Annotated in this window: 7 protein-coding genes and 3 pseudogenes; 6 read left to right on the top strand and 4 right to left on the bottom strand. The window is 74.5% G+C overall.

Features of this window, described 5'->3' with window-relative positions:
- Positions 1–836 (top strand): annotated as a pseudogene (locus ACIQ9P_RS28475) (hypothetical protein); the annotation flags it as partial.
- A gap of 159 nt (positions 837–995) precedes the next feature.
- On the top strand, positions 996–2,048 hold the full coding sequence (locus ACIQ9P_RS28470) for an LD-carboxypeptidase (RefSeq protein WP_402362083.1): 1,053 nt from the start codon (positions 996–998) through the stop codon (positions 2,046–2,048).
- A gap of 22 nt (positions 2,049–2,070) precedes the next feature.
- Here the strand turns inward: ACIQ9P_RS28470 and ACIQ9P_RS28465 are convergent, their stop codons facing one another.
- Entirely contained in the window at positions 2,071–2,940 is an 870-nt protein-coding gene (locus ACIQ9P_RS28465; protein WP_402362080.1) for a helical backbone metal receptor, read from the bottom strand.
- A 132-nt stretch (positions 2,941–3,072) separates the two neighbouring features.
- On the opposite strand from ACIQ9P_RS28465, the gene ACIQ9P_RS28460 reads away from it, so the two are divergent.
- The 3 genes and pseudogenes from ACIQ9P_RS28460 to ACIQ9P_RS28450 all read left to right on the top strand — a co-directional run.
- Entirely contained in the window at positions 3,073–4,164 is a 1,092-nt protein-coding gene (locus ACIQ9P_RS28460; RefSeq protein WP_402362078.1) for an ABC transporter substrate-binding protein, read from the top strand.
- Between the two features lie 105 nt (positions 4,165–4,269).
- Positions 4,270–5,304 carry a FecCD family ABC transporter permease gene (locus tag ACIQ9P_RS28455; protein WP_402362532.1) on the top strand — a complete coding sequence of 345 codons (1,035 nt, stop codon included), beginning with the start codon at positions 4,270–4,272 and terminating at the stop codon, positions 5,302–5,304.
- Positions 5,301–6,083 (top strand): annotated as a pseudogene (locus ACIQ9P_RS28450) (ABC transporter ATP-binding protein); the annotation flags it as partial. The gene ACIQ9P_RS28455 and the pseudogene ACIQ9P_RS28450, both read left to right, overlap by 4 nt.
- A 191-nt stretch (positions 6,084–6,274) precedes the next feature.
- Here the strand turns inward: ACIQ9P_RS28450 and ACIQ9P_RS28445 are convergent.
- The 3 genes from ACIQ9P_RS28445 to ACIQ9P_RS28435 form a co-directional block, all read right to left on the bottom strand.
- A complete protein-coding gene (locus ACIQ9P_RS28445) occupies positions 6,275–7,273 on the bottom strand; it encodes an L-tyrosine/L-tryptophan isonitrile synthase family protein (RefSeq protein ID WP_402362075.1) in 999 nt (332 codons plus the stop codon).
- A 117-nt stretch (positions 7,274–7,390) separates the two neighbouring features.
- The gene (locus ACIQ9P_RS28440; RefSeq protein ID WP_402362072.1) at positions 7,391–8,752 is read right to left on the bottom strand and encodes a cytochrome P450; all 1,362 of its coding nucleotides are present in this window, start codon (positions 8,750–8,752) and stop codon (positions 7,391–7,393) included.
- A gap of 56 nt (positions 8,753–8,808) precedes the next feature.
- Positions 8,809–10,263, bottom strand: coding sequence for an MFS transporter (locus ACIQ9P_RS28435; protein WP_402362069.1), 1,455 nt, complete (start codon positions 10,261–10,263; stop codon positions 8,809–8,811).
- A gap of 248 nt (positions 10,264–10,511) precedes the next feature.
- On the opposite strand from ACIQ9P_RS28435, the pseudogene ACIQ9P_RS28430 reads away from it, so the two are divergent.
- Positions 10,512–11,053: pseudogene (locus ACIQ9P_RS28430) on the top strand (SAM-dependent methyltransferase).
- Positions 11,054–11,123 lie beyond the last annotated feature (70 nt).

Raw genomic sequence — 11,123 nt, 5'->3', positions numbered from 1 at the left:
AGCCGGTCGTCGAGGTCGAGCCCGAGAGTGCCGTTGTGGCGACGGTTGAGGCCGAGGCCGTGGCCGCGCCTGAGGCGGAGCCCGAGGTCGAGGCCGTGGTCGAGGCGACTGTGGTGGAGGAGGCCCTGGAGCCGGTCGTCGAGGCCGAGGCCGAGGCTGTCGTCGCGCCCGCGCCGGAGGTCGAGCCCGTCGTCGAGGCCCTGGAGCCGGTCGTCGAGCCGACCATCGTCGAGCCGATCGACACCACCGAGGCTCCGGTCGCGGAGGTCGCGGAGGTCGCGGAGGTCGCGGAGGTCGCGGAGGTCGCGGAGGTCGCGGAGGTCGCGGAGGTCGCGGAGGTCGCGGAGGTCGCCCCCGAGGCGACCGTCGAGGTCGAAGCCGAGCCCGAGCCCGAGGTCGAAGCCGAAGCCGAGGTCGAGGTCGAGGTCGAGGTCGAGGTCGAGCCCGAGCCCGAGCCCGAGGTCGAAGCCGAGCCCGAGGTCGAGGTCGAGGCTGTCGAGGCAGCTGTCACCGAGTCCGCCGCCGACGCCGAGCCGGAGGCGGAGGCCCCGACCGTCGTCGAGGAGCCTGCCACCGAGATCGCCACCGAGATCGCGACCGAGCCCGAAGCCGCCCCCGCCGGACGCCCGGCGAAGCCGGACTTCACGCCGGGGCGCCCGGTGACCGCGTACCCGGCCGAGGAGTTGCTCGCGATCGTGCGGTGGATCGACGGCGACGGGGTCGGGCGGAGCGACGAGGAACTGCTCCGCGCGGCCATGAAGGAGTTGGGATTCGCCCGCCTCGGCCCCCGCATCAAGGAGGCGCTCGGCGCCGCCGTCACCGCCGCGCGCGGCTGACGGACCGGCCGACGGCCCGGCGGGCGCGGTTCACCGACCGCGTCCGCCGGGCCGTTCCGTGTCCGCGCCGGTGCCGGACCCGGAAAACCACTTGCCGAACGGGTGTTCGATCTCAAGACTTGGAGATCCGGACCAGCCCTGACCGAGTGGAGCCCGCCCGTGACAGACGTCCTGCGCCCCCGTGCCCTCGCGCCGGGGGACGTCGTCGCGGTCGCGGCGCCCGCCGGCCCGCTGGAGCACGACGCGGTGCGGCTGCTGGAGCGCGGTGTCGCCACCCTCACGGCGATGGGCTTCCGGGTCCGCCGCGCACCGCTCACGGAGCCGGGGCGGCGCCGTTGGTGGGCGGCCGGAACGCCGGCGGAACAGGCCGAGGAGTTCAACCGGTTGCTGCGGGACCGGGAGGTCCGGGCGATCGTCGCGCACACCGGAGGGCAGGCGACCGTCGGTTGGCTGGACCGGCTGGACCTCGACGCCGTTCGCGCCGATCCCAAGCCGGTGCTGGGATGCAGTGATGTTTCCCTGCTCCTGCTGGCCCTGCACGCGCGGACCGGCCTCGTCGGCGTGCACGGCGACATGGCGACCTACGGATTCGGCGGCTCCTGGCACACGGACCGGACCGGACCCGCCGTCCACGCCGGACCCGCCGCACCCGCCGTCCACGGCACGGACGTCCTCGCGGACCTCTACCGCCGCGCCCTCACCGACCCCGCGCCACTCGGCCCGCTGCCCGAACTCCGCCTGCGGCCGGGCGCGGTCGGCGGCCGGGAGTGCTGGTCGCCCGGCCGGGCCACCGGGCCGCTGATCGGCGGCCTGCTCGGCCGGTTGGCCGCGCTCCAGGCGACGCCGTTCGCGCTCGCGGCCGAACGCTTCGACGGCGCGGTGCTGTTCTGGGAGGAGGTGGACCGCCCGTTGTCGGCGGTCTGGCAGGACCTGCACCTGCTCCGGCTGTCGGGGGTGTTCGACCGGATCGCGGCGATGGTGGTCGGGGTGCCGCACCGGGTCACCGCCGCCGGTTGCGCGGAGGACGGCCCGGCGCCGTCGCTGCGCGAGGTCGTGTTCGACGTGCTCGGCGACCGGCCGCTCCCGGTGCTCGGTCAGGTGGAGCTCGGCCATGCCGGGCCCAATCTGCCGCTGCCGCTCGGCGTCCGCGCCACCGTCGACGCCACCGCCCGCACCCTCACCCTGGACGAGGCGGCCGTCACCCCGCCCTGAACCCTCGGACGGCCCCGCCTCCTCACCCGGGAGCGCCGGCGCCCGGCCGAGGAGTCCCGCCGGGCAGCGCCCGTGCCAGCTGCTCCGCCAGGACCGCCGGAGCCTCCACCAGTGACGGCCCGTACCAGGTGAGGTGGCGCCCGCTCACCAGCGCGGCCGGGACGCCCGGGAAGGACTCCGGGCCGTCGCCGGCGGTGAAGCGATAGGGCTCGTCGGGCAGCACCACCAGGTCGGGGCGGGCGGCGAGGAGGTCGGGCAGGGGGACGGCGGGGTAGCGCTCCGGCCGGGCCGGGTCCTCGGCGTGCGGGAGGCTCAGGCCCAGGCGGCGCAGCAGGTCGCCGGCGAAGGTGTCGTGGCCGAGCACCATCCACGGGCGGCGCCAGATCGGCACGACCGCCCGGCGGGCCGGGCCGGGGCCGGGCCGGACCTCGGCCCAGGCGGCTTCGGCGGCGTCCAGCCAGGCCGGGCGGGGCAGAGCGCAGGCGACGGTGAGCAGCCGGTCCAGGGAGCGGAACGCCTGGTCGAGGGTGCGGATGTCGGTGACCCAGACGGGCAGTCCGGCCGCCCGCAGCGCGTCGAGGTCGGGCCGGCGGTTCTCCTCCTCGTTGGCGATCACGAGGTCCGGGGCGAGGGCGGTGATCCGGGCCGGGTCGGGGTTCTTGGTGCCGCCGATCCGGGGGACGGCCAGGTCGGCGGGGTGGCTGCACCAGTCGGTGGCGCCGACGAGCAGCCCGGGCGCGGTGGCGGCCACGGCCTCGGTCAGCGAGGGGACCAGCGACACCACCCGCCGCACCGCCCCCGCCGCGGGCAGCGGAACGGCCAGCCCGAGATCGTCGACGACGGGACCGGCCGTCCCGTCCCGCGCCGCACCACCTGTCGAATGGAAGCCCATCGCGTTACCGTAGCTCCCCTTCCCGTGGCCGGGAGGGCAAAGTTCCGGGAACCGGCCGGGCACAGTGACCGACTACCTGGTCCGGGTTCACAGGACGAGCCCGAGCACGACCATTGACCAGGAGAGTTTCTGATGCGCCCTCGCGTCTTCTGCGGTATCGCGGCCGCCGTCGCCCTGTTCGCCACGGCATGTACCAGCGGTGGTGACGGGAGCGGGGACGGCACGAACGGCGGCGGGAGCGCACAGGCGTCCGCCGCCGGCGCTTTCCCGGTCAAGGTGGTCGACTGCGCGGGCAAGGGGACCGTGGTCGAGAAGGCGCCGAAGCGGATCGTCACCACCGACGCGGCGGGTCTGGAGATGCTGCTCCAGCTCGGGGCCGGGGACCGCGTCATCGGGACCGGGTTCCCGCCCGGCAAGGGCAGCCTGCCGGCCGCCGTCGCCGAGCAGGGCGCCAAGGTGCCGGTGCTCGGTGACACCCTGATCCCCAAGGAGAAGCTGCTCGGCTCCGGCGCCGACCTCTACGTGGACACCTTCGGGCCGATGCCGATGATGGGCGCGGCGGGGGCCGGGCCGACCGAGGAGGAGCTCAAGGCCGTCGGCATCCAGCACGTGCTGCTGCTCTCCACGGCCTGCGCCAGTGGTCCCGCCGCCGCCCCGGGGCCGCGCACCGACCTGGCCGCGGTGGCGGAGGACGTCCGCCGCCTGGGCGCGGTCACCGGGACGGCGGCCCGCGCGGAGGAGTTGGTCACCGCGATGGACCAGCGGGTCACCGAGGTCAAGAACGCGACCGCGGGCGTACCGGAGGCGCAGCGTCCCGGGTACTTCCTCTTCGACTTCGACGCCGGTACAAAGCAACCGATGGCCGTCTGTGGCAAGCAGATCGCCAACGCGGTGATCACCCTGGCCGGCGCGCGGAACGTGTTCTCCGACTGCGACGCCGACTTCCGGCCCGTCTCCTGGGAGGACGTGGTGGCGAAGAACCCGGACTGGATCCAGCTCGCGGTGCGCAACCGGGGCAGTGAGGACGCCAACCGGAAGGCATTCGACGAGGCCGAGGCGTTCCTCAAGGGCTTCCCGGCGACGCAGGGGCTGAAGGCCGTGCAGGAGGGGCACTTCCTGCGGATCGGCTCCGAGGTCACCACGATCGCGGGGATCCGCAACGCCGACACCGTGCGGCAGATCGCCGCGACCGTCCACCCGACGCTCGTCAAGAACGGGCAGTAGGCCGTGGCCCGCGCCGCCACCACCATCGACGCCGCGGAGGCCGGTTCCGGCACCGACGCCGGCCCGGCCGCCCCCGGCGCCCGGCGCCGTCGCCGGGTCCGGGCGCTGCGCCCCGGGCCGCTCGCGGCGCTGCTCACCGCCGCCCTGGTGCTCGCGCTGACCGCCGCGGTCTCGCTCGGCTCGGTGGACATCCCGCCCGGCGAGGTGTGGTCGGTGGTGGGCCGCCGGCTCACCGGACAGCACCCGGCGGCGGGCACCCGCGACCTCATCGTCTGGCAACTGCGGGTCCCGCGCGCGCTGCTGGCGGCGGCGGTCGGGGCCGGGCTCGGCCTGGTCGGCACCGCGGTACAGGCCCTGGTCCGCAACCCGCTCGCCGACCCGTACCTGCTCGGAATCTCCTCGGGGGCCTCGCTCGGGGCGGTGGGCGTGATCGTGCTCGGTACGGGCATGGGACTGTCGCTGAGCATCGGCGGGATCGCCGGACTGACCGTCTCGGTGGCGGCCTTCCTCGGCGCGCTGGCCGCGTTCTCCCTGGTGTGGCTGCTGGCCCGGCGCGGCGGCGGCTTCTCCCCGCTGCGCCTGGTGCTGGCCGGTATCGGCATCGGCCAGTTCCTCACCGGCCTGACCAGCTATCTCGTGCTCCAGACCGGTGACGAGCAGCAGACCCGGGGTGTGCTGTTCTGGCTGATGGGCAGCCTCAGCGGCGCCACCTGGAGCCAACTCGCCGTCCCCGCCGCCGCGGTGGTCCTCGGGCTGGTGCTGCTCCAGGGCCGCGCCCGGGCGCTGAACGCCATGCTGATGGGCGACGAGACGGCGGCCGGCCTCGGGGTCGACGTGGTCCGGCTGCGCCGTGAGATCTTCGCCGTCACCAGTGTGCTCACCGGGGTGCTGGTCGCCGTGTCCGGCGCGATCGGTTTCGTCGGCCTGATGGTGCCGCACGTGTGCCGGCTGCTGGTCGGGGGCGACCACCGGCGACTGCTGCCGCTGTCCGCCCTCACCGGCGCGGTGCTGCTGGTCGTCGTCGACCTGATCGCCCGGATCGCGCTGGACGGCCAGGAGGTGCCGATCGGCGTGGTCACCGCGCTGCTCGGCGCGCCCACCCTGCTCTACCTGCTCGACCGACGACTGGAGCGGAATTGAGAATCGCCGTCGAAGACCTGAGTGTCGCCCTCGCCGGGCGGACGGTGGTGGCCGGGGTCCACCTGGTCGCCAAGGAGGGCGAGATCGCCGGCCTGGTCGGTCCCAACGGCAGCGGCAAGTCCAGTCTGCTGCGCACCGTCTACCGGCATCTGAAGCCGAGCGCCGGGCGGGTGCTGCTGGCCGGGCGGGAGTTGTCGGAGCTGAGCCCGGCGCAGTCGGCCCGGCACATCGGGGCGTTGCCCCAGGAGCGCGGCGGCGACTTCGAGTTGACCGTGCGCGAGGTGGTCGCGATGGGCCGGACCCCGTACAAGCGGGCGTTCGCCAAGGACGACGCCGAGGACGACCGGCTGGTGGCGGAGGCGCTGAGCCGGGTCGGGATGGCGCACGCGCCGGACCGGCGGTTCGCCCAGCTCTCCGGCGGGGAGCGGCAACGGGTGCTGCTGGCGAGGGCGTTGGCGCAGCAGCCCGACGTCCTGGTGCTGGACGAGCCGACCAATCACCTGGACGTCCGGCACCAGGTGGAGCTGTTGGCGCTGCTGCGGGAGCAGCGCCGTACCACCCTGGTCGCGCTGCACGACCTGAACGCGGCGGCCTCGGTGTGCGACCGGCTGCACGTGCTGCACCGGGGCACGCTGGTCGCGTCCGGGGAGCCCAGGGAGGTGCTGACCCCGGAGTTGCTCGCCGAGGTGTTCGGGGTGCGGGCGGCGGTGATCGACCACCCGCTGACGGGGGACCCGTTGATCGCGTTCGACCACCGCGCGCCGGTCGGCGCGCCGGACCCGGGGGTGCCGGGTCCGGTCGCGCCGCCGTCGGGCAGGGGGGCGGGGAGCGCCGCGGGTACGAGGGCAGGCGTGATCGCCCCGCCCTCGGTGACGCCGGTGGCATCGGGGGCAGTGGTGAAAGCGGTGACCGAGGTCACCGTCCCCGCCCCCACCGGTCTCCCCACCCCGGCCTCCGTCTCCGTCGAACGTCAGGAGGTCTCGTAGTGGCTCGGGCGGCCGTTGCGCTCGACCAGCCGGCCGACCTTCTCCGCCTCCGCGCTGCGGATCAGCTCCCACTCGCCGTCCGGACGGTGCAGCACCGAGGAGTGCCACGGGGTCATCCACATGTCCGTGTGCTCCAGCAGCCGGATGCCGAACTTCAGCACGCCGATCTTCTGCGGGTGGATGGAGAGCCGGAACGAGCGGGGGTGCTGCTCGGCGATCAGGTCGCCCCAGGCGCGGCTGCGCTGGATGACGCCGTAGGCGCGCTGGCGGCAGTCCTTCTGGAGGGCGGACTTGGTGCCGGTCCAGCCGAAGGTGTCCTCGGTGAGGAAGCGGGTGATGCCGCGATAGAGCTTGGCGGTCTCCTCGTCGGTCAGCACCTGCTCGCGCAGCTCCTCCTTGGTCGGCGCGTACTGGGCGTGCACCCGGGCGCGCTTCTCGTCGAAGGGCAGGTCGCCGAGCACGGCCCGCAGGTCGAAGGTGTCGAGGTTGGTCAGGCCCTCGCGCTCGATCATCGCGGTCAACTCGTCGGAGTACTGGTCGATGTGGTCGTCCGGGACGTGGATGAGGTCGCCGAAGATGTGACCGTCGGAGCAGATCAGGATCTTGGCGCCGGGCTCGTAGAGCTTGCCGATCTCCTCGGCGAGCCGGTTGAGGAAGGTGAGCGACAGCCGCTCGCCCTCGTCGGGCAGGTGGCCCAGCACCTTGGCGAGGTTGGGCGACTTGCACGGGAAGCCGGGCAGGGTGAACAGGATCGGGTCCCCGGCGGTGATGAAGTCCGCCAGCTGCTCCAGCTGGAGCGGGAAGTCGGCGGGGAGGGCGTCGACGTCCGGGTCGGACGCGCGGCGGTGCGGGAGCAGCAGGTCGAGGATCTCGGCGGAGAGCCGGGCCACGGTCTGCTGGTCCGGGGCGGTGTGGGCGGTGCCGGTGCTCTCGTTGCTGTCGGCCTGGGAGTTACTGGTGACGGTGGTGCCGGCGGGCGGCATGCTGGTCCTCCACGGAACGGTGTACGGGCTTCGGGCAGGCGGAGCCACGCCCCGGCGGTGTTCGCCGGGACGCTGCGGTGGATGCGGGGAGACGCGTCGGTGGGTCCTCGCGAGCGGTCAGTGCCGCCGGTCGTAGGCGACCGGGAGCCGGTTCACCCCTCGGGCGAGGACGGCGGGCACCCAGGCGAGCGAGTCGATCTCCTCGCCGTCGGCGACGGACGGGCGCAGCCCGGGCAGCCGGGTGAGCAGGGTGCCGATGGCGATCTGGAGTTCGGCCCGGGCCAGGGCGGCCCCGGGACAGAAGTGGATGCCGTGGCCGAAGGCCAGGTGGGCGTTGGGGGAGCGGTCGAAGTCCAGGACGTCGGTGTCCGGGAACTGCTCCTCGTCGCGGTTGGCGGCGCCGAGCGAGACGATCACCGAGTCCCCGGCCGGCACGGTGGTGCCGTGCAGGTCGCTGTCGGCTCCGAAGAACCGCCAGGTGGTGAGTTCGAACGCGCCGTCGTAGCGCAGGAGTTCCTCGATCGCCCGGGTGAGCAGGCCCGGCTCGGAGACGGGCTTGTCCGGGTCGAGGCTCGCGCGCAGCCGGGCGAGCTGGTCCGGGTGGCGCAGCAGGGTGATCAGCATCGTGGTGATCTGGTTGGTGACCGGCTCCTGGCCGGCGACCAGCAGCTGGAACACCATGGAGGCGAGCTCCTCGGGGCTCAACTCGCCGGCGTCGCAGGCGGCGACGAGTCGGCCGAGCAGGTCCACGTCGGGCCCGGTGGGGTCGTAGGTGGCGCGCTTGTGCGCGACCACGTCGGCGATGTAGCCCTGGAGGCCGTGCAGCCGGCCCTCGTACGCCGGTCGGCCCGGGTCCTGCGGGCCGACCGGTTGCACCACCTTGCCCCAGTCGCGGTCGAAGCGCACCGCGAGTTCCTGGGGCAGGCCGATCACGGTGGCCAGCACCCGGAACGGGAAGTGGGCCGCGAAGCCCTCGACCAGGTCGGTGCCGCCGGCCGGGGCGGTGGGCGGGAGTTCGTCGATCAGGGCGTCGGCCAGCTCCTGGATGCGCGGGCGCAGTGACTCCACCCGGCGCGGCGCGAAGGCGTCCAGGACGAGCTTGCGCATCGTCGTGTGCTTCGGCGGGTCCTGGTGCAGCAGGTGCACCTGGAGCTGGGAGTGCTGCGGCTCCGGCATGATCGAGGCGAGCTTGCGCCAGTCCTCGTTGCCCAGGGCGTGGTTCTTGCCGAGCCGGGGGTCGTTGAGCGCCGCGTGGGCGGCCTTGTAGCCGGTGACCAGCCAGGCGCCGACGCCGCTCGGGAACGTCACCCGGTGGACCGGGCCGGCGGCCCGCATCCGCTGGTACAGCGGATAGGGATCGCTCTTGTACTCCGGTCCGAACAGCGGTACCGGATCGGGGAGTTCGTCGTACCCGAACGGGCAGCGCGGCCCGTCGGGCGTCTCGCCCGCCGCGGTCGGGTCGTGGACGGTGTCGGTCATTGCGGTTGTTCCTCCGGTAAGGATCTGCCGTGCGTAGGGGGAGGTGTGTCGGTCGGTCACACGCGGCTGCGGATCGTCCGGTCTGTTCCGGTGGTGCTCCCGCTGCCGGTGCTGCCGCCGGCGGCGGCGTCCTTGGTGCGGTTGTTGCGGTGGTGCAGGGTCAGGAGTCCGACGGCGAGGGCGGCGGCGGTCCCGGCGAGCGTGAGCCCGGCCCGGATGCCGGCGACCTCGGTGGTGCCGTAGAGAGCCGCGGCGGTGCCCAGGGCGGGGCCGAGCGCGAAGCCGAGGCTGCGGGCGAGCTGGACGGCCGAGCCGGCGGTGGCGAGCTGGTCCGGCGGGGCGGAGCTCATCACCAGGGCCTGGACCGGCCCGCCGTTGAGGCCCATGCCCACGCCGGCGACCGCGAGCCGCCAGGCGATGTCGACCGCGGACCAGTCGGTGTCGACCGGGACGAGCAGCAGCAGGCCGAACGCGGTCACGGCGGCGCCGGTCAGCGCCGTCGGACGGGCGCCCCAACGGTCGGCGAGCCGCCCGCCGAAGCGGCCGGCCACCACCATGCCGAGCGGGAACGCCAGCATGGTGAGCGCGGTGCTGGTGGCGCTCTCGCCGTCGTCGCGGCGCAGGTACTGGGCGAGCAGGTAGTGGTTGGCGGCGAAGCCGGCGGCGAGGGCCAGCACCGAGCCGTTGACGGCGGCGGTGCCGGAGGCGCGGAGCACGCTCGCGACCGGCCGCCCGCCGGGGCGGCGCAGCCAGAACAGCACCAGCGGCACGGAGGGCAGGGTGAGCAGCAGCCAGAGCGGCGCGTCCGGGGCCAGGGTGAGGCCGAGCAGCACGGCGGCGACCGCCGAGCCGATCAGCGCGGCGTCCCCGAGCGAGGCCCGGTCGGGCAGCCGCAGTTGCTTGCCGCCGCGCGGGAGGTCCTTGCGGGCGATCAGCCAGGCGGCCAGGCAGATCGGCAGCTTGACCAGGAAGATCGCCCGCCAGCCGACGTGGTCGAGCAGCAGGCCGCCGATGACCGGGCCGGTGACGGCGCCCAGCGGGCCCAGTGTGGCGGGCACGCTCATCGCGCGGCCGCGCAGTTCGGGGCGGACGGCGGTGGCCGCGAGGACCGGCATCAGCACGAACAGCACGGCCCCGAAAGCCCCTTGGGCGAGGCGGGCGGCGATCAGCCAGCTCGCCCAGGGGGCGACGGCGGCCAGGGCGCTGCAGAGCGCGAAGCAGGCGACCGACAGCAGCAGGGCGGCGCGCAGGCCGACCTGGTCCAGCCACCGGCCGGCGGGCAGCAACAGGGCCACCAGGGGGAGCTGGTAGCCGAGGACGGCCCACTGGGCGGTGGTCGGGGAGACGTCGAGGGCGTCCGCGATGTCGGTGAGCGCGAGGTTGACCACGTTCATGTCGAGCATCGCGACGAAGGAGATCAGCCCTGCGGCGAAGACCAGGCTCCACCGGTCCTCCGACCGGACCGGGCCGTCACCCGACGTACTGGTGGCGGGCGACTGCTGCGCTGCCATGGGTCATCCTCCGTTCCCCCGTGCTGTCCGGACACCACCTCGGCGGCGGCGTCCGGTACAGCAGTCGGGGACAGCCCGGTTCGAGTTCCGAACAAGTGGGGGATTTTTGTGGCTTGGCCGGATCATGCCCACCATGGCCGATCTTGCTCGCTGCCGTCGTCCCCCCGCCGGGGGCTGCGGGGCGGCCCCTGCCAGGGGTGGGTGAAACCGGTGGCCGCCGGGGCCCGCCCCGGCCTACGGTCGCCCGCATGGCCGACGAACGCTTCGGGCACCCGCGGCTCGCCCCGGTGTACGACCCGCTCGACCCCGACCGGGGCGCCCTCGACCCCTGCCTCCGGCTGGCCGGGGAGCTGGGCGCCCGCCGGGTGCTGGACATCGGCTGCGGCACCGGGGTGTTCGCGCTCCTCCTGGCCGACCCCGGCGTCGAGGCCGGCCGCGTCGATCCGGCCTCGGCGTCGCTCGACGCGGCCCGGACCAAGCCGGGCGCCGGGCGGGTGCGCCGGGTCCGGCTGATCGACGTGGACGGGCCACTGGTGACGTTCCGGTGGACCTATGTCCTCGCCGCCGACGGTGAGGTGCTGACCCAGGGCGTGTCTGCGCGTTCCCGCCGGGGCCACGACGCGAATGTGCGAACACGCCCTGGGACTCGACGCTGCGGCTCCGGGAGCGGGAGGAGGTCGAGGCCGGGCTGCTGGCGCGGGGGTTCCTCGTGACGGAGGTCCGGGGCGCGCCGGACCGTCCGGGGACGGAGTTCGTCCTCCTGGCGCGCCGCCCGCCCGAAGGCACCTGACGACCGACGGACGGCGGCCGGGCAACCCCGGATTAACCGCCCCCCGCCGGCGGGCGGCGCACACCCCACA

The sequence above is a fragment of the Kitasatospora sp. NPDC094019 genome, from assembly GCF_044764505.1.
Classification (GTDB): domain Bacteria; phylum Actinomycetota; class Actinomycetes; order Streptomycetales; family Streptomycetaceae; genus Kitasatospora.
This window is presented reverse-complemented; position numbering and strand designations above follow the sequence as displayed.

Coding starts and splice junctions, on each gene's coding strand:
- ACIQ9P_RS28465 (WP_402362080.1), bottom strand. CDS start 2,940: ATGGGCTTCCATTCGACAGGTGGTGCGGCGCGGGACGGGACGGCCGGT.
- ACIQ9P_RS28460 (WP_402362078.1), top strand. CDS start 3,073: ATGCGCCCTCGCGTCTTCTGCGGTATCGCGGCCGCCGTCGCCCTGTTC.
- ACIQ9P_RS28445 (WP_402362075.1), bottom strand. CDS start 7,273: ATGCCGCCCGCCGGCACCACCGTCACCAGTAACTCCCAGGCCGACAGC.
- ACIQ9P_RS28440 (WP_402362072.1), bottom strand. CDS start 8,752: ATGACCGACACCGTCCACGACCCGACCGCGGCGGGCGAGACGCCCGAC.
- ACIQ9P_RS28435 (WP_402362069.1), bottom strand. CDS start 10,263: ATGGCAGCGCAGCAGTCGCCCGCCACCAGTACGTCGGGTGACGGCCCG.